This window comes from Prevotella sp. 10(H) (genome assembly GCF_000711235.1).
Taxonomy (GTDB): domain Bacteria; phylum Bacteroidota; class Bacteroidia; order Bacteroidales; family Dysgonomonadaceae; genus Dysgonomonas.
Map to the genome: position 1 here is coordinate 740,672 of NZ_JOMI01000001.1, position 19,991 is coordinate 760,662.

Sequence of the window (19,991 nt, forward strand, 5' to 3'; positions counted from 1 at the left end):
TTAAATAGGGGAATCCGAATATTGTCAGATAACCAAACCTTGGATTCCCCCTTTGAATCACTTTGTAGAATCAGACTTTATTTTATATACATTAAAGGATTGTGGCTGAGTTTTAGCACTTAATATATTTCCAGAGATAGCTGCAGTTGTTTTTTGAGGAGTTATATTGAATGGAGTATCCAGTGTATTAATTGCTTTCATATCGGTATTTTGTATCATTATACAATCTTCTACAGAAAACGCCATATTCTTTTTAGCACCGGATAATGTAATCTTTACATCTTTCGCTTCATTCGAAGTATTTACTACTTTTACTATGTAACAACTCTGTGTATTGTCGTATACAGCAGATGCATACAGGTTATCTTGCCCCGTTACAGCTTTTTTGTCAGCCATCCAAGTGAGATTCACTACATTTGTACCTTTATTCTGAGCATAAAGTTGCTGTACATAATAATTCGGCGTTTTCATCATTCTAAGATTATCAAACCATATCATATCAGGATTCCATTGCCATCCATCGACATGAGCAAACAAAGGTGCGTATGTACACATATGCACAATATCGGCATTGCGTTCTAATCCTGTCATAAATGCAGCCTCGGAAAGGGCGGAAAGGAAGTTGTTTTGTTTTCCTGTAGAATGATCGTGTGAGGCATACTCTCCTGCAAATACTGCAGGCCCTTTCCTGTCATAATTATCGTAACGTGCAGCATTAGCTAAAAACCAGTCCGGTCCTTTATAATAATGTTCATCTACCAGATCTGCTTTAAGGCGCTTCATTTCCGTCCATAAGTAATCAAATTCTTTTCCATCGGCAGAAGGCCCCGAACTACCCACAATTTTAATCTCCGGATATTTAGCCCGAATAGCTTTTATGAACGGTTCGAGTCGCTCAGGATATTCTTTACCCCATTGCTCGTTCCCTACACCTATAAACTTTAAATTGAATGATTCCGGATGTCCCATATCTGCACGGAGTTTTCCCCAAGTAGAGGTTATAGGTCCGTTAGCAAATTCTATAAGGTCGAGAGCATCCTGTACATAAGAATCTATTTCACCGACAGGTACATGGCAATGTCCCCCCTCATTCTGGTACTGACACGCCAATCCGCAATTAACTACGGGCAATGGTTCTGCACCCATATCTTCGGATAAGAGAAAATATTCATAAAATCCCAATCCGTAACTTTGATAATAATCTGGGTAAAATCGATGTGCAAATGTATAATGCCATCTATTCTCGTTGATCGGTCTGTTTTCTACGGCTCCTACACTTTTTTTCCAATCATAGCGTGTATCCAAATCTGTACCCTCTACAATACATCCTCCGGGAAAGCGGAATATTCCCGGATGAATATCAGCGAGGGCCTGTGCCAAATCTTTTCTTAATCCGTTTTGCCTTCCTTTATAAGTATCGGTTGGAAACAGGGAAACATGGTCTATTGCTATAGAGCCTTTAGAGGTGAAGAATACCCGCAAACGGCCTTTCTCTTCCGTATCCTTTGCAGGTATAACCATTTCATATTTTTTCCAGTCAGATGAATTTATAGTTAGCTCCTGACTGCCAATAATATTATTCTTAGAATTAATAAATTCAACTCGTATTTTTTGATCTTCATTTCCATTGATTTTCTTTGCCCATACCGAAAAACGATATGTAGCGTCTTTTTTAAAACCTATTCCTCGAAAACCTTCATTTTCTATACCTGTATGTTTATGTGTATGCCCGGATGCGGAAAGCACCAAATAATTAGGATTACGGTCAAAAGGTGAATTATCTTTTTTCACTTCAACTTTACCAAAAGTATACCAGCCCATCAGACTTTGCGGAAAATCGAATGATCTATTTTTTATAAGCTCGGCATATAATCCTCCATCGGCTGCAAAATTTATGTCTTCGAAGAAAAGTCCATACATGGTAGACTGAATAGGAGCACCTATTTTTTTCACATCCAAATTAAATTCATAATTCTTTTGTGCATATGCGCTACCTGTTGCTATCAAAAAAATTAAGCTTAGAAGCTTTACGCAGTTTTTATTCATATCTAAAAAGTTTATATGAAGTTTATTATTGATTTAATTTTTTCACTACTCTGGCGGGATTGCCCACTGCAAGAGTATCGGCTGGTATACTCTTTGTTACAACTGACGCTGCACCAATTACGCATCTGTCACCAATAGTAACTCCCGGAAGGATAGTTGCCCGGCCTCCTATCCAACAATCTTTGCCAATAACTACATGTTTACTATCTTCCCACTCCCTGCGGTCTGCTATATCTAACGGATGCCGTGCTGTATAAATATGAACGCCAGGCGCCATTAATGTATTTGCACCGATCTTCACAGTGCCGCCATCAAGGATAACTGCGCCGAAATTGATAAATACATTCTCCTCAGCATATATCAAATCACCATAATCACAATAGAATGGAGGTTCGAGGTGCAGATCTTTTGCAGAATTAGGACATAACTCATTTATTACATCCTGAAATTTATCTGTATAGTATTCGGTTACATTTAGTTTGTGGAGTATCGGTTTCACCTTTGTTCTGCAATTTATCATTTCTTCACCATGAGCCCAATAGCGTTCTCCCGCGATCATCTTTTCTTTTTCAGTTTTCATATATATCAGAATAAGTGTATCAAAAACACTTGCAATTTACAAAATAAGTGTACATGTATACACTTATTAAATATGTTATAAAACATATTGACATAAACAGGTTGGTAAAAACAAAGCTTTTTATGCTAATATACAAGTATTTATCCAATACTTTAAATACAAAAATAGCATGAAACAGAGGGTATCAAATTTCGTGATAATATTTGTGATTTTACATTAATAATACAGGAATAATTAAAAAGTGCGAGGTATAAATACTCCCCGCACTTTTTAAATTATATTTCTTTTAAATAAATTTCTTATTCGTTCATGAAATAAAAGACTCATTAATTTCTTCTAGAAGAAGTTATTTCAATTTGAACGGAGTCATTTTCACATAAACTCTAAAGTCCTTAATCATACCCGGTTTATTCGCCTCTGCTCTCGGTAAATATGAAAATCCTGTAATTTTCTTATCCTCTCCTAAGTCTATCACTATCTGATGTGGATGTTTTGGATTAGTTTTTGAATAATTAGTATGCCAGAAAGTCGATTCCTGTAGGTCGAAAACATTAGTTGCTACATTATTTGCATCATCTAACTCTTCGCTATCGGCATATACCAGCTTCCAATGCTGACGCGACACAGGTTTGCCGTCTTCATCCAATAATTCTAATTCCGCTATAGCCGCATAATTATCTCCGCCATGAGAGTTTAAAGCTTCCAGACAAAAGAAACGCGTATCGATTGTCTTACCGAATTTGATATGTTGCCATCCATTGCCGTTTTTAAATGAACCTTTATAGACTGGAGTTTCTCCCGTTAAATTCAGGTCCTCTCCCAACTTACGGTGCGCATAGGCTCCATTTCCTTTTTGTACATCCAGTATCGGTTTTCGCAGACCTTCCGTCTCCGGTTTGGTAGGTGAAGCCATATCAAGTATGATTATTTCGTTCTCTCCTTTTCTCAGCCAGCATCCGGGCATGTATAGTGTCTGTTGAGGCCCAATCTCCCAAAAACGCCCTATAGCATAACCATTTACCCAAACCATACCTTTACTCCAATTAATCATGTTGAAAAACGTGTCACCAACTTTATCTAGCGTGAATGTTGCCTTGTAGTATGCCGGATGTTTAGCTGTATTTTCCTGCTTTTTATATTGCTTGTTTTTAGCAAATCCATAATCGACAGGGATGTTATAGACCTGCCAGTTTTTCAGTTCTGTTGTTTTATTTCGTGTCTGTATTTCTACTTTCTCGGTTATTCCTTTCCAGTCATAGATGCCTTTTCCGAAGTTCATACGCCCCATAGCTTCTACAAGGATATCGAGTTGTGCCCCATCTTTTACAGGTGGCAGCTTTACTGTTCCTTCTCCTTTCAGGCGACTGAGAGTAGCTATTCTTTCACCATCGAGAAAGACTTGTGCCCAGTCGTGAGCTTCAGTTATAATTAAGGTTTGTTCTTCATCCGAAGCATTCAGTTTTGTACGGTACAAAATACTTCCCCAACCCTGATCGAAAAATTCCATGGATTTGATTGTTTCACTTTCAATGGCATCGGGGAGATTTTCAAATAATGAGGCCATTTCGGTTAGTGTAAATGCAGGTATCGATATTGTAGGGATAGAATCCGGTATTTCAGATAATGTTTGTCCTTCCGGCAAATAATTTTTCAACAAATTACGCACTTCGTAATATTTTGGAGTAATATTCCCCGATTCTCCTATTGGTGCATCATAGTCGTACGATGTACAGGTCGGTGAAAAATTAGGAAAGTTTGCACCTCCCCAATGTCCAAAACTAGTTCCTCCGTGTGTCATATACAGGCTGAATGAAATATTGCGATCCAGCATTTCCTTCATTCCATTCACTAAAGCTTCAGCACTGCGTGTTTCATGTTTGGCACCCCAATGATCGAACCAACCCGACCAGAATTCACTACACATAAGCGGAGTATTGGGACGAAGCTCCTGTAAACGACGGAACTGGTCATCTATATTGGCTCCTGTGCCAAAGTTGACTGTCCAGACAAGATCTTCAAGGGCATTGTTTTCAAAGTTAGAATTCCAGTCACATTGAAACAACGGAACATCCGTAAATCCAGCGTCTTTGACTATATCACGTATTTCAGCAATATAGGGTTTATCTGTACCGAATGATCCATATTCATTTTCTACCTGAACCATGATGATATTGCCACCTTTGGTTATCTGCAAATCTGACAATTGCTTCGCGACTTCGTTCATAAACAATTTAGTCCGTTCCATGAAATATGGATCTCGCTCACGAAGTTTTATATCTTTTTTCTTCAGCAACCACCAAGGCAAGCCTCCCATTTCCCACTCGGCACACACATATGGTCCGGGACGAACAATAACGTACATATCGTATTTTTGCACCAGTTTACAGAAGGCTGCTATATCTTTTTGTCCTGAGAAATCATATTTTCCCTCTTCCGGTTCGTGATAGTTCCAAAAGACATACAGGCAAATAGTGTTCATACCAAGAGCTTTGGACGCTTGTATACGGTGTTCCCAGTATTCTTTGGGAATGCGTGGATAATGAAGCTCAGCTGCTTTGACAACAAAAGGCTCTCCGTTTAGCAAGAAAGTTTTATCACCGATTTCAAAATTGCCTTTGTTTGTGGTGCAATTATTAAATGTAATTGAAATAATACTTAATATTAGTATAAGTTTTTTCATAGATATATGTTTATATTTAGCTTCAAATATATTAAGGGTTATTAAACGTTGTCGATGATAAATTAATCATATTATAGTGTTAAATTAAGCAATATTGTTAAAATAAAAATAACCGACATATTCCATTAAGCACATAAACAGCTAACAAACAAAACCATATATATAAATCGATAAGATGATACATTTCCAAGCGAACCTTTGATCTACAAACCATATCCAAGATTTTATTTTTAAATTTGTATCGGTAGTAACCTTACTTCTGTTCAAATTATGTTAAGAAATATAGCTACATACTTTCTATTATTATTTTGTCCAATTCTGATAGCTCAGCCCCAGATATCGAAACACCTTGATTTGAAAGACGGCTTATCCAATAATTATATTATGGATATCGTACAGGATGGACAAGGTTTTATCTGGATTGCAACAGAATCGGGTTTGAATCGCTTTGATGGAAAAAGTTTTTCAGTATATACCAAAAACAATTCAGGTCTTATCAGTAATGAATTGAATACTTTATTATATGATAAAGAAGAAAATGTGATATGGATAGGTTCACAACGGGAAGGAATCAGCATATTCGACTGTCATTCGCATACCTTCCGAAACTATACAATCGATCAAGGGCTTAATAATAATGATGTGACCGATCTATCCCATGCTTCTGATGGCGGCATATGGATCACTCATTACCATGTAGGAGTAGAATATTATGATAAAAAGACAAAGACATTCACTCTTTTTGCTGACAAAGATATCAATGATTTGAAAAGCCCAAACTGGTGTTCTGTTGATGATGGTAAGGGAAATCTATATATAGGACATGCAAGTGATGGGATTAGTATCGTGGATATAAAAAACAGAACAGCTCGTAATATACGCCATAATCCGGCAGATCCTAAAAGTCTGCCGGGTAATAATGTCCGTTCCATATATATAGATAGCCAAAAAAATATCTGGGTAGGTACTGACAGAGGATTGGCCTTATTCAACCCCGACACAGAAGAATTTATTACATTCAGACATGACCCTCTCAATCCTAATTCTATAGGTGCAAACCATATTTATGACATTAAAGAAATGAAGGACGGAAGCTTATGGATCAGTACTTATATGTCAGGAATCAGTATATTGAAGCTTAATAATATTGCTCTGACCGATCCGAGAAAAATTGTATTTCAAAATATAGTTGTTACACCAGAAAGCAATAGCTTGTCTTCTTCAAATATAAAGTGTTTATTCCAAGACTCTTTTAATAATATTTGGATTGGATATTGTAACAAAGGGATAGATTTTATTAGCAATAAAACATCTGCATTTAATATTATTACTTATAATACGGATAAATATAAGGAATCGGACGATAAGCAGATATGGAATACTTATGTTGATCAGGATCGAAAATTATGGATTGGCAGTAAGGATGAGGTAGGAGTATTTCAAAATAACAGTTTAATAAAAATTATCGATATAAAGCCTTATCTCTTGAAAGACAAATCAAGTGTATATATAAACAAAATCAAATCGGATAAAAATGGCATTATTTGGCTGGGGACAACCAATACAGATATTCTTAGGCTAAATCCTAAAACCTATCATATTGAGAGGTTACCTTTTAATGAAAAAAGAGGTTACATTCAAGAATTCTATGAGGAGACAAACGATAAAATGTGGATAGGTACCGATAACGGACTTTATTCATATCATAACAATACAATCGATAATGAAAAACTAATTATTGATCACCTAGAAGACAGAACAATATATAGTATCTTACGTGATAAACAAGAGAAGCTATGGATCGGTACATTTGGTAGGGGAATATACGTTTTTGATAAAAACAATAATTTGCTCAATCATCTCGAGAAAGCAAATGGCTTTTGTTCTAATGCAATAAACAGCCTTTTTTTAGATTCTAAAGGACGGATGTGGATTGCTACACGTAATGGACTAGCCTTTTGTGAAGATACAAACAAGCCTGATCGATATGAAACATACGATGAAAACCAAGGATTAGAGAGTTCATCTGTTAATTCTATACTGGAAGATAATTTGGGGAACATATGGGTCAGTACAAATATCGGGATTTCGTTATTGAATATAAAAGAAATGAAATTTAATAACTATAATCATCAGGATGGAACACCAATGGGCAACTTTATTAGCGGCTCTGCGTCTTTAACTAAAGACGGAACTGCATATTTCGGATCTCTGGATGGTGTTTGCTATTTTAATCCTACGGAACTAACTAAAGAACAAGAACAAGTAACTCCGGTTCAAATAATAGAATGTTTATTATTTAATAAACAAATTGAAAATGATAGTAAAGAAATCCTTATTCCATCAGCAGATAATAAAATTGAACTCTCATATAATCAGAATTCTTTTCGTATCCTATTCTCCAATCCGGATTATTCGCAAAACCAACAGGTAGAATATGCCTATATGATGGAGGGGCTGGATGATATCTGGTATAATACACAGGGAGAAAATCAAGTAACGTTCCGAAATATATCTCCCGGTAATTATATTTTAAAAATTAAAAACAGATTAAAAAATCAGGATTGGGATGAAATTAATATTGCAACACTCAATTTTATTATCCGGCCGCCGCTGTGGCTCACATGGTATGCCAAGCTATTTTATATTATCGTAGCTGGTATAATTATTTATCTCATATCAAGTTCTTATAAAAAACGAATAAACTTAAAAACCTCACTTGAATTTGAAAGGAAAAACAGCCGGAACAAGCAAGAATTAAATGAAGAACGGCTGCGCTTCTATACCAATATTACACATGAACTTCGTACACCGTTGACACTCATTATCGGTCCTCTGGAAGATTTGATACACGACCCAAAACTACCTGTGCCCTACAATAATAAAATAAACATTATCCACGGCAGTGCAATACGTCTTTTGAATTTGATAAATCAAATACTGGAATTCAGAAAGACAGAAACACAGAACCGAAAACTATCTGTATGTAAAGCTAATTTAGCGGATTTAGTTACTGAAATAGGGCTTCGTTATAAAGAATTAAATCAAAATAACAACGTTACTTTCGAAATTATCATTGGCAACAAGGATACCATTCTCTATTTTGATCCGGAAATGATAACTACTATAATAAATAACTTATTGTCCAATGCATTAAAATATACACCATCAGGTGAAATACGACTTTCATTAAATACCATTGTTGAGAAAAACATTCATTATACTGAATTTGCAGTCAGCGATACAGGTTATGGAATTGAAGAAGAAGCTCTTCCTCATATTTTCGATCGCTATTATCAGGCTGAAGGCAAACATCAATCTTCGGGTACAGGAATTGGGCTTGCCCTGGTAAAATCATTAGCTGAACTTCATCAGGGAATTCTAAACGTTGATAGTACAGTTGGTAAAGGCACAACTTTCACATTGCGCTTACTGACAGAGAATACATATCCTTATGCTTTGCACACAGAGAAAAAAACAAATGCAAATATCATCGAAATGGATGATGAAGCTATTAAAGAAGACAACTCCGATGAGCGTCCTTTAGTACTAATAATTGAAGATGACAATGATATTCAGGAATATATATCGACCTCTTTAAATAAAGATTATCGTATTCTAACCGCAAGAAATGGAAAAGAAGGGTTGAAAATTGCACAAGAATACATTCCTAATATAATTGTAAGTGATATAATGATGCCGGAAATGAACGGTATTGAAGTATGTAAAAGAATAAAAGAAGACATTCGAACCAGTCACATACCTGTTATATTATTGACCGCAAAAGATTCGATTCAAGATAAAGAAGAAGGATATGAAAGTGGCGCCGACTCCTATCTCACCAAGCCATTTAGTGCAAGATTATTGCAAAGCAGAATATTAAATTTATTAGAGTCTCGAAGAAAATTGGCAGAACTGATAAACGCACAAACAAAAGGAGGATTACCGAATTATGGAACATCTGAAAAATCAGCAATTAATATCAGCAAGTTGGACGAAGAATTCCTTAATAGACTGACAGAGATTATCGAAAACAATATCGATATGGAAACACTTGATATTGCTTTCCTCAAAGAAAAAATGCATATGAGCCATTCTACTCTCTACAGAAAAATAAAAGGACTTACTGGCATTACAGCCAATGAATTTATCAGAAAAATAAGGCTTAAAAATAGTCTTAGGCTTCTCTCTTCAAACTCTTATAATGTATCTGAAGCAGCATATATGTCCGGTTTTAATGATGTTGTATATTTTAGAAGATGCTTTAAAGAAGAATACGGGGTTACCCCTTCCGAATACAAGAAAAAATTAATCTAATGAAACATTAATCTGACAGATTTATCCCTCCATTTTGATTGATTTTTCCCTCTTTCAATATATAATCCTTATGTATTTTTGTTTTTCATGCAATGAAATACGAAATAGATTATATACCAGTATGCAAAATAAAAACTATGAAGAACATTAAACTTTTGATAATTAGCCTTTCCTTTCTACTTACTTCATATGGAATATCTGCCCAAGTATCTTTCGGTAATCCCGAGAATATTAATGAAGGCTGGAAGTTTAAGCTAAATGATGTAAAGGATAGCCAATTAGCCTCATTAAATGATGAGAAATGGCAATTGGTAGATTTGCCTCACGATTGGAGTATTAAGCAACAATTAAGTCCAACTCTTGCCAGTGCTACCGGCTATTTGCCCGGAGGAGTAGGCTGGTATCGTAAAACAATAAAGATTCCATTAGAGAAACAGGTCGAAAAGGTATATCTTTATTTTGAAGGTATATATAATCGTAGCGAAGTTTTTATAAACGGGGAATCTTTGGGAAAACGTCCGAATGGATATATCTCATTTATGTATGATGCCACACCATATATTAAATATGGAGAGGATAATGTTATTGCTGTGCGTGCAGACCATAGTCAGGATGCTGATTCTCGATGGTATACAGGTTCGGGTATTTATCGCAATGTGTGGATGGTTTATGCCAATCCCATACATATAGCCCAATGGGGTGTATATGCATATCCTGAAAAAATAAAAAATGATTATCACCTGAATATAGAAGTAACTATAGATAACGGAGATAATAAAGATGTTACTCTGACTATTATTAACGAATTGTATTCCCCTGATGGAAATATAATTGCGAAAAACTCGCAAAAATTATTCGCAGGACAAAGTTCGAACAGTAAACTAGCCACCAGACTCAAAGTGAATAACCCTCAACTGTGGTCTTTAAACAATCCGAATCTCTATCAACTAAAAACTATCGTATTAAGAAACGGTAAGGAAATTGACAAAACAATAACTCCTACCGGTTTCCGCACCTATACTTTCGATGCAAATAAAGGCTTTGCCCTTAATGGCGAATGGATGAAAGTTAAAGGAGTCTGTGTTCATCACGATGCAGGCGTATTAGGTGCTGCTGTACCCCGTGAAGTATGGAAAAGAAGGTTACTAACCCTTAAAGAAATTGGTGCAAATGCAATCCGTACCAGTCATAATCCACAGGCTCCTGATCTATATCACCTTTGCGACGAATTGGGACTGCTAGTTCTTAATGAAATGTATGATGAATGGGTATTCCCAAAACGTAAATGGCTGGAAGGCTGGAATGTGGGAACACCCGGATATCAAGGCTCTTATGACATCTTCAAAGAATGGGGTGAAAAAGATTTGGCCGATCTGGTTCGCCGCGACCGTAATCACCTTTCTGTATTTGCATGGAGTATAGGCAATGAAGTGGACTATCCTAACGATCCCTACTCTCATCCGGTACTCGGAGGAGAAAAAGCCGGATTTACGCAGGCATCCTATGGTGGGTATAATCCCGATGCGCCGGATGCTATGCAACTCGGAGATATTGCAAAACGATTAGTTAAAACGGTAAAAGAGCACGACAAGTCACGCCCTGCTACTGCAGGACTGGCCGGTGTAGCCATGTCTAACGAAACAGAATATCCGGAAGCATTAGATATTGCCGGATATAATTATACGGAAAGTATGTATGATTCGGATCACAAAAGATATCCGAACCGTGTCATATATGGTAGCGAAAACAGGCACGATATAGAAGCATGGAAAGCTGTGAGAGATAAAGAGTTTATTTTCGGTCAATTTCTCTGGACAGGCATAGATTATTTAGGTGAATCGGGCAGATGGCCTTCAAGAGGGTTTTATTCCGGGTTACTGGATTTTGGAGGATTTATTAAGCCAAGAGGATATTTTCGTCAATCATTGTGGTCGGATAAGCCAATGGCATATATAGGCACATATCCGATTAATAAGGGTGATCAATGGTTATCTCAGGATGCATGGCCTATCTGGAATTATCAGGACGGACAACTTATCAAGGTCGTATGTTATACGAATGCAGCTAAAGCTAAATTATTACTGGACGGATTAGAAGTCGGGCCTATTAAAAACTACGATGACAAAACCGGAATTGTTTACTGGGATATTCCTTACAAAGCAGGAAAGCTTGAAGTAATAGGAATGGATGAAAATAATAACGAAACAAGCCGCAATGAGATTCAATCTTCAAAACAACCTTATGCACTAAAAATTATTCAGGCCGATAAAGAAATTTGTAAAAACAAAGGACTTGCACAAATAATTATCCAGGTTGTAGACGAAGATGGTATTCCGGTTATGATATCTGATAATGAGGTAACGTGTCATATTGAAGGCCCTGCAAAATTACTAGGTTTAGAAGCAAGTAATAATTCTGATATGACCGACTATACCGATAACAAACATCGTGTTTTTCATGGTCGTATTCTTGCTTACATCCAAGCTACGGGAGATAACGGAAGTGCAAAAATAAAATTCTCTTCCCCATGGTTACAGCCTGCACTAGTTTCTGTTTATATTAAATAATGCTATAAATAATGCTAATTATATATTAGTCGCTGGACTATTGTTTTTTTCATTATTCAATAATTTTTTTTTGAGAGATTCGTCTAATGTTTTTATTGTTTTAGGCTTCGGTCGTCTCTTCAGCATTTTGCTTTAGCTTTTCTCTCGGAAGATGCAAGCTGAATGAAATAAATACAGATAATAATATGTATAATGTCGTCCAAAAACTTCATAGATAAGTTTTTCAGGTAAAAATTCTAAATACGTATTGCCTAAATATTCTTATATTATAATTACTTTGAAAAAATAAATAAGAACCTTGCGGAATTAAAAATGACAGAAAAAGAAGTAAAGTTTTGTTATCTTCGCCTAATTAAAGGAAACAAATAGCTGTATTGAAAGAAAAATGGAAAAACCATTAGTAAACAAGAACTATTTATTACAGAAATTTGAAGGTAAAGGTGGCTGGACGTATGCCGAAATACCGGAAATCCCTATGGGAAAAACATCTTTTGGGATGCTTAAGGTAAAAGGTAAAATAGATAGTTATGAGTTTTCCAATGTTCGTTTGATGCCTCTTGGTAATGGTTATTTGATGTTGACTGTGAAGTCTGAAATAAGGAATAAAATAAAAAAACAGGCCGGAGATACAGTACATATCGTTCTTTATGAAGATAATACACCTACTCAAATTCCCGAAGAATTAATTCTGTGCATGAAATATGAAGATGGTATCTTCGAGAAATTTGAAAAATGCAGTGATGGTGAAAAAAAGGCTTTTATAGATTGGATATACTCAGCAAAAACAGAGCAGACAAAAGCTGACCGAATTGCTAAAACAATAATAATGATACAGAATGATGAAAAGTTTTATAAAGCGTGGTAAATAATTACGCTTTTGCTTTTCATTAACAGGAATCAAATAAGATTTACAGTTTTTTTCATTCTTTTTTTCTCAACCGGATTACTTAATAATCGCTTTAAATGTTCAATTTAGATTTTTCAAGTATATTTGCCATTTACTTGAATTATTATAATGGGCAAGGAAGTTGCTTTTGAGGACATATATGTTAAATATTATGCAAAAATGAAACGTTTTGCATTAGAATATGTTGTCTTCGAAGAAGATGCAGAAAACATTGTTCAAGATATTTTTACCGAATTGTGGGGACGCTGGGACACTTACACTACACACGCTAATCTTTTGGCTTTTCTATTTTTAATATTGAAAAATAAGTGCATAGATTTTTTAAGGCATAAACAGATTCAACAAAAGATATCGGATAAATTTAAAGAAGAATATCTTTTAACTCTACAAGCAAACTATTACGCATTGGAACATTTCGATAAAAACATGTTTTCCGAAGATGATTTATCTGAAATAATAAATAAGGCGTTGTTATCCCTGCCCGAACGATGTAGAGAAATATTCATAAAAAATAAGATTGAAGGACAAAAGCAAAAAGATATTGCTGAAGAATTAGGAATATCCGTACACACCATTGAAAATCAGATATCTATAGCATATAAGAAGCTAAGAAAAGAACTTAAAAATCTGATGCCTCTCTTCCTGTTTTTAATATCATAAAATAAAATTTTCATTTTTAGTTTAGTGGATTTCAAGAATCTATTCGTTTCCTATATATAAAATGAATTCAATATATCTAAAATATATATGGATAAACGAATTGAAAAGTACTTCAGTAATGAACTCAACATTGACGAACGCATTGAATTGATGCAGGAACTACGCATGAATGAGTCGTTACGTAAAGATTTTACGGAATATAAAAATACCCTTAGTCTTTTATCATTTATGGATTACCCTGACGATATAGCTAACGGACAAAATAGTTATGATGAATTCATTATTGACAAACAACAAAAGAAAAGAAAAAGACTTTGGTTAAACACATTAAAATATTCTGCCGCAATAGCTCTAATAATTTTATGCACATTATTTGCCAATAACTTAATTAAAGATTTTTCCGATAATCCGATAGTAGCTTATAATACAATAACTGTTCCTGCAGGTCAGCGGGTTTCAATCATATTAAGCGATGGAACCGAAGTCTGGCTGAATGCAAAATCGACTTTAACATATCCGTCTTCTTTCGAATCTAAAAACAGAGAGGTAACTCTTATGGGCGAAGCTTTTTTCAATGTCACTAAAAATGAAAAGCAGCCATTTATAGTATCGACTCCAGCATTAGATGTAAGAGTACTGGGAACGACATTTAATGTAAACACTTACAAAAATCAAGAGTCTACCTATGTTGCATTATTAGAGGGAAGTGTCGAAATCGAATTCTCTGACAGGTCTGAAAAAGTAACGTTACAGCCAAAAGAAAAAATAAGTTACGGCAACGGCATTATAAACATTGAAAAAATAACATCAGAAAATGATTATTTATGGCATAAAGGTATTTACAATTTCGAGAAAGCGCCTCTGGAAGAAATTGTAAAAAAACTGGAACTATATTACGACGTCAAAATAGAAATAAAGAATCAAAAACTTCTTGCTAAACAATATACGGGAAAATTCAGACAGGAAGACGGCCCTGCCGAGATATTAAGAATAATACAAAAAATACACAAATTTAAAATCAAAGATAAAAAAGAGACTAACCTGTTTATAATCGAATAACTAACCTTAAAAATGAATTTGCCTATGAAATGAAAAATGCCTAAAAAAATGGCAGATGCCCCACATCTGCCATTCAGAAGTTAAACAAAATCTAATTCAAAAAATTTAAGTATTTATTTAACCATTACAAAGTTATGAAAATAAAACCTTTGTTATTCACCTTGCTATGTCAAAAACATAAAAGATCTTTAAAAATTATGAAGATTTTATGCCTAATGTTACTAGTATGCTTCCAACTTGCGGCCGCTGATTCGAAAGCACAGGAAGCCATGCTGAATCTAAAGAAGAATAACCTTACATTAAAAGACCTTATACTGGAAATAGAAAATCAGACCGGTTATCTGGTTGTTTATAGTAATCAGGAAATTGACGTAAAGGAAAAAACCAAAACCAGTATAAAAAAAGGAAAAGTTAAAGACATTCTACATGAAGCATTGTCCAAAACAAATATTTATTATCTGTTTGATAATGATTACATAGTTCTAAAAACAAAACCGCTTCCTTTTAATCCCGAAACTCATGCAGAAAATATTCCTGTCCCTGAACAAGATAATAAAGAAAAGTTCAGCGGAACTATAACCGACACTAATGGTGAACCCCTGATCGGAGTGAATATTGCTCAGAAAGGAACGACGACTGGTACAATGAGTGATCCGAATGGTAAATTCTCACTGAATGTTTCGAAAGGTGCCACTGTTGTTATTTCATATGTAGGTTTCATATCTCAGGAATTTGTGGTAGAGAAAGATATGGATTTATCAATAGTGCTGGTAGAAGATATTAAAGACCTGGACGAAGTTATAGTAGTGGGTTATGGTACTCAAAGGAAAGGACTGGTAACCGGTTCGATATCTTTAACAAAGGGAGAAGATATTGTAAAGAGTCCGGCTCAGAATCTCGGACAATCATTGCAAGGCCGCATTTCGGGTGTTATAATGAATGTCAGAAGCGGAGAGCCGGGGGCAGATGGAGCATCAATAACTATCAGGGGGAAAAGTACAACAGGAAATACCGATCCTTTAATCCTGATAGATGGAATTGCTAACAGATCAGGAAACTGGGATAGAATTAACCCCAATGATATAGAGAGTGTTACAGTGCTAAAAGATGCCTCAGCTGCTATCTACGGTTCCCGTTCGGCAAACGGTGTTATTCTGATAACTACAAAACGCGGTAAAACAGGTAAGCCGACAATAGACTATTCATACAATATAGGTATCCAGAAACCGACACGACTTCCGGAAATGGCTGATGCAGCGACCTTTGCCAAGGTTGTTAACGAAATAGATATATACAACGGCGGAAAAGAAGCATATACTCCCGAGCAGATAGAACTATTCCGGAATGGCTCCGATCCTCTCCATTATCCGAATACTGACTGGGTAAAGGAAACATTAAGAAAGAGTTCGACGCAACAAAGCCACAACTTATCGATAAGAGGCGGTAGCGAAAATATTAAATATTTCATTGGTGGCGGATATTCAGATCAGGATGCTATATATAAAAACAGCAGCACCTATAATCGTACCTACAATGTCAGGTCAAACATAGATGCTAAAATCAATAAGCACCTGACCGTTTCGGTAGACCTTGCCGGAAGAATTGAAGAACAACACTATCCGGGCTATAATACAGGAAGCTTTTTCTGGATCATGCTACGTGCTTTCCCTACTACGTTGGCGCGCTATCCGAACGGATTGCCTGCGTCAGGGATGACGGACGGAAATCCTGTTACAGTGCAAACTGACGAAACCGGCTATAGAGATTATAAGAAATCTGTATTCAACAGCACATTTTCTGCTAAACTGGATTTATCATGGCTGACTCCGGGATTAACAGCCGATGCATATATGGCATATGATAAGGAAGGACTTGAGAAAAAAGAATGGTATACTCCTTTCTATTATTATGTGTGGGATGAAGCAACAGACACTTACAATAAAACAAAAAACAGTACCAGAAGCGCAGCATCTCTCAGGCAGGATTATATCCCGAGATCTACACTTACCTTGAATGCAAAAATAATGTATAACAGGACTTTCAATGCTGTACACGGAATCGATGTTATGCTCGGCTATGAACAAAGCGAACATAAAGGAAATGACTTCTGGGCTTCCCGCTCCAATTATCTGGCAACAGCTATCGACCAGATGTATGCAGGAAGTAGTAACAAACAGCATTTCGATAATGGGGGAAGTGCTTTTGAACAAGCCCGCCGGAGCTATTTTGGAAGAGTAGCATATGACTATGCCGGTAAATACATGGCTCAGTTCAATTTCAGAGAAGATGGCTCATATATCTTCCCTGCCGGGAACCGTTGGGGTTTCTTCCCCGGAGTATCAGTGGGATGGAGAATATCTGAAGAAAACTTTATAAAAGATAATCTCAAATGGATGGACAACCTTAAGTTGAAAGCATCATACGGAAAACAAGGAAATGATAATGTGGGTGCTTTCCAGTACTTACTGAAATATACATCCGGAAACAATTACGTTTTTGGAGGTACCGACGTGCAGGGTGTTTATCAGGAAGGTTTTCCTAATAAGAATATTACATGGGAAGTCGCCGATACTTACAACGCAGGTGTGGAAGGTAACTTCTGGAACGGATTACTCGGCTTCGAGTTTGAAGTATTCAAGACTAAAAGGTCAAACATTCTGAGAAGACGCAATGCATCTATTCCTGAGTATACCGGATTAATAAACCTGCCGGATGAAAATATAGGAAAAGTACAAAATAAAGGGGTGGAATTACAACTGAATCACAGAAGCAGAATAGGAAAAGTAAATTTCAATGCTTCAGGAAACTTCTTATATGCGCGCAATAAAGTAATCTACATGGATGAAACCCCTTGGGGTGAAGGATATGATTATCTGAAAGAAGAAGGTCAGCCTCTCGGTGCAGGGCTTTATTATCAGGCAATAGGCATTTTCAGAGATCAGGCGCAGATAGATGCCACTCCGCATGTAGAAGGCACAAAACCCGGTGACCTTATATTGAGAGATGTAGATAACAATGGTGAAATCAATGAATTTGACCGGGTGAGGTATGATCTGACCAGTTATCCGGAAATAATTTTCGGCCTGACATTGGGAGCCGATTGGAAAGATTTTGATATCAGCGTCCTGCTTCAGGGTCAAGCCAGAGCCAAACAAATGGTATATTCAACGGTTTCGAAGTCTGGTAATTTCCTGATGGATTCGGCTGAAGACAGATGGGCACCCGACAATCCTAATGGCTCAAAACCAAGAGCAGATGGGATTCATAATAACTATGGAAGCGATTTCTTCCTTAAAGATGCCTCCTTCCTGCGCCTGAAAAATATTGAAGTCGGATATACTTTGCCTAAAAAATGGTTTAAGAAATTGAGTGTATCCAACTGTAGGATATATTTAAGTGCATACAACCTATTTACCATTGATAAAATAAAAGTAATGGATCCGGAAAGTACCGATTCCAGAGCAATGTATTATCCGCAGCTTAAGATATTTAACACAGGTGTAAATATAACTTTCTAAAAAAAATGAATATGAAAAAAATAATATATATCAGTTTATCGTTATTATCTTTTTTGTTTTTTTCCTGTAGTGATTTTTTAGATAAGAAACCACTCGACAAAATGTCGGAAGAAGACGTATTCAATGACGAAGCATTACTGACAGCTTATGTAAATGCATGCTATAATGCCTATCCAACAGGATTTGAAGAAGCTATGATGTCTTCTGCCACAGATGAGACATATACCCGTCACGGCTATGCCAGTTCGGTTATTGTATCCAGAGGCGAGATGAACTCCGATAACATATCATCATTCGATAGTGGTCGGTTTGCAAACTTTAATTACTGGAGAAGAGCTTACGAAAATATACGTAACATCAATACTTATTTTGCAAAGATAGATGCGTCGAGCGTATCGGAGGATGTGAAATACCGACTAACCGGCGAAATGAAATTTATCCGTGCATTCATTTATTCCAATCTTATCTGGCGTTTTGGAGGGGTACCTATTGTTACACGTTCTTACACTATAGACGAAACTGATTTTAATCAGACAAGGAGTACATACGATGAGTGTGTAACCCTGATAATGGATGATCTGGATGATGCGATGAAACGTTTGCCTGAAAAATATAAAGCAGGTGATTCCAACTCGGGAAGAGCGTGTATTCATGCTTGCTTAGCGCTGAAAGCAAGAGTTCTGCTTTATGCGGCAAGCCCGATAAATAATAAAACGAATGATAAAGTAAAATGGGAAAAGGCCCGTGATGCATCATTAGCTGTAATTAATTTGCCCGACTATCAGTTAGCTACAAATTACAGGGAAATGTTTATCAAAGACAATAACGAAATTATATTCAGGAGGGAGTACACAAGAGCAAACGGACACAGAATGGATCTTTATAATTCGCCTAGCGGTTATGATGGCTGGGGTGGAAATTGTCCGCTACAAAATCTTGTCGATGATTATGAAATGAAAGCTACCGGAAAGAAACCTGCGGAAGCAGGCTCCGGTTTCGATCCCGCAAATCCTTACGATGGGCGTGACCCACGCTTTTATGCTTCTATTTTGTACAATGGTGCTATGTTCAGAGGACGTGCTGTAGAGCCATTTATCCCGCAGGGAAAAGACAGTAAGGAAGGTGCTTCTAATAACTGGAACTGTAGCATGACAGGATATTATCTGTATAAATTCCTGAATGAAGACAATTTATTGAGTGAAACAAATACACAGCCGTGGGTATTTTTCAGATTGTCGGAATTCTATTTGAATTATGCTGAAGCACAATATTATTTGGGAAACGAAGATGAATGCCGGAAAGCGATCAATAAGATCAGAGGTCGTCAAGGTGTGGAAATGCCGGAGGTTACTGAATCAGGCGCTAAGTTATTAGATAAGCTTAGAAACGAACGCAGGATAGAATTGGCTTTTGAAAATCATCGCTACTTCGATTTGCGTCGCTGGCTGATTGCCGAAACGTATGAAAATATAGATGCGAAAGGTGTAGAAATAATAAAGAATAGTGACGGATCGTTTACTTATAATCCAATTACTGTTCTGGAGAGAAATTTTTATCCGCAACATTATTTGCTACCGATACCTCGTACAGAGATTGTGAAAAGTAAAGGATCCTTGGTTCAAAACCCAGATTATAAATAACTTATTAGAATCTGGTC

The 19,991-nt window shown here is 36.3% G+C and carries 10 protein-coding genes; 7 read left to right on the forward strand and 3 right to left on the reverse strand.

The window, feature by feature from the left end; genetic code table 11:
• Window positions 1-57: 57 nt before the first annotated feature.
• The 3 genes from K348_RS0103070 to K348_RS0103080 form a co-directional block, all read right to left on the reverse strand.
• On the reverse strand, window positions 58-2,046 hold the full coding sequence (locus K348_RS0103070) for an alpha-L-arabinofuranosidase C-terminal domain-containing protein (protein ID WP_029902796.1): 1,989 nt from the start codon (window positions 2,044-2,046) through the stop codon (window positions 58-60).
• A gap of 25 nt (window positions 2,047-2,071) precedes the next feature.
• Window positions 2,072-2,626 carry a sugar O-acetyltransferase gene (locus K348_RS0103075; RefSeq protein ID WP_029902798.1) on the reverse strand — a complete coding sequence of 185 codons (555 nt, stop codon included), beginning with the start codon at window positions 2,624-2,626 and terminating at the stop codon, window positions 2,072-2,074.
• Window positions 2,627-2,972: 346 nt separating this feature from the next.
• Window positions 2,973-5,306: a beta-galactosidase gene (locus tag K348_RS0103080; protein WP_029902800.1), complete on the reverse strand. Its 2,334-nt coding sequence runs from the start codon at window positions 5,304-5,306 to the stop codon at window positions 2,973-2,975.
• A 270-nt stretch (window positions 5,307-5,576) separates the two neighbouring features.
• On the opposite strand from K348_RS0103080, the gene K348_RS0103085 reads away from it, so the two are divergent.
• The 7 genes from K348_RS0103085 to K348_RS0103115 all read left to right on the forward strand — a co-directional run bounded on the left by K348_RS0103085 (window position 5,577) and on the right by K348_RS0103115 (window position 19,974).
• Window positions 5,577-9,623 carry a two-component regulator propeller domain-containing protein gene (locus K348_RS0103085; protein WP_029902802.1) on the forward strand — a complete coding sequence of 1,349 codons (4,047 nt, stop codon included), beginning with the start codon at window positions 5,577-5,579 and terminating at the stop codon, window positions 9,621-9,623.
• Window positions 9,624-9,760: 137 nt separating this feature from the next.
• A complete protein-coding gene (locus tag K348_RS0103090) occupies window positions 9,761-12,190 on the forward strand; it encodes a sugar-binding domain-containing protein (RefSeq protein ID WP_029902804.1) in 2,430 nt (809 codons plus the stop codon).
• A 385-nt stretch (window positions 12,191-12,575) separates the two neighbouring features.
• Window positions 12,576-13,055, forward strand: a complete 480-nt coding sequence (locus K348_RS0103095; protein ID WP_029902806.1) for a YdeI/OmpD-associated family protein — start codon at window positions 12,576-12,578, stop codon at window positions 13,053-13,055.
• Window positions 13,056-13,205: 150 nt separating this feature from the next.
• Entirely contained in the window at window positions 13,206-13,757 is a 552-nt protein-coding gene (locus tag K348_RS0103100; RefSeq protein ID WP_029902808.1) for an RNA polymerase sigma-70 factor, read from the forward strand.
• Between the two features lie 87 nt (window positions 13,758-13,844).
• On the forward strand, window positions 13,845-14,816 hold the full coding sequence (locus K348_RS0103105; protein WP_029902811.1) for a FecR family protein: 972 nt from the start codon (window positions 13,845-13,847) through the stop codon (window positions 14,814-14,816).
• A gap of 215 nt (window positions 14,817-15,031) precedes the next feature.
• On the forward strand, window positions 15,032-18,334 hold the full coding sequence (locus K348_RS0103110) for a TonB-dependent receptor (protein WP_051697563.1): 3,303 nt from the start codon (window positions 15,032-15,034) through the stop codon (window positions 18,332-18,334).
• 11 nt (window positions 18,335-18,345) lie between these two features.
• On the forward strand, window positions 18,346-19,974 hold the full coding sequence (locus K348_RS0103115; RefSeq protein ID WP_029902815.1) for a RagB/SusD family nutrient uptake outer membrane protein: 1,629 nt from the start codon (window positions 18,346-18,348) through the stop codon (window positions 19,972-19,974).
• The last annotated feature ends 17 nt before the right edge of the window (window positions 19,975-19,991 follow it).

Excerpts from the sequence above, each read along its gene's own strand:
- K348_RS0103070 (WP_029902796.1), bottom strand. The coding sequence starts at position 2,046 with ATGAATAAAAACTGCGTAAAGCTTCTAAGCTTAATTTTTTTGATAGCA.
- K348_RS0103075 (WP_029902798.1), bottom strand. The coding sequence starts at position 2,626 with ATGAAAACTGAAAAAGAAAAGATGATCGCGGGAGAACGCTATTGGGCT.
- K348_RS0103080 (WP_029902800.1), bottom strand. The coding sequence starts at position 5,306 with ATGAAAAAACTTATACTAATATTAAGTATTATTTCAATTACATTTAAT.
- K348_RS0103085 (WP_029902802.1), top strand. The coding sequence starts at position 5,577 with ATGTTAAGAAATATAGCTACATACTTTCTATTATTATTTTGTCCAATT.
- K348_RS0103090 (WP_029902804.1), top strand. The coding sequence starts at position 9,761 with ATGAAGAACATTAAACTTTTGATAATTAGCCTTTCCTTTCTACTTACT.
- K348_RS0103095 (WP_029902806.1), top strand. The coding sequence starts at position 12,576 with ATGGAAAAACCATTAGTAAACAAGAACTATTTATTACAGAAATTTGAA.
- K348_RS0103100 (WP_029902808.1), top strand. The coding sequence starts at position 13,206 with ATGGGCAAGGAAGTTGCTTTTGAGGACATATATGTTAAATATTATGCA.
- K348_RS0103105 (WP_029902811.1), top strand. The coding sequence starts at position 13,845 with ATGGATAAACGAATTGAAAAGTACTTCAGTAATGAACTCAACATTGAC.
- K348_RS0103110 (WP_051697563.1), top strand. The coding sequence starts at position 15,032 with ATGTTACTAGTATGCTTCCAACTTGCGGCCGCTGATTCGAAAGCACAG.
- K348_RS0103115 (WP_029902815.1), top strand. The coding sequence starts at position 18,346 with ATGAAAAAAATAATATATATCAGTTTATCGTTATTATCTTTTTTGTTT.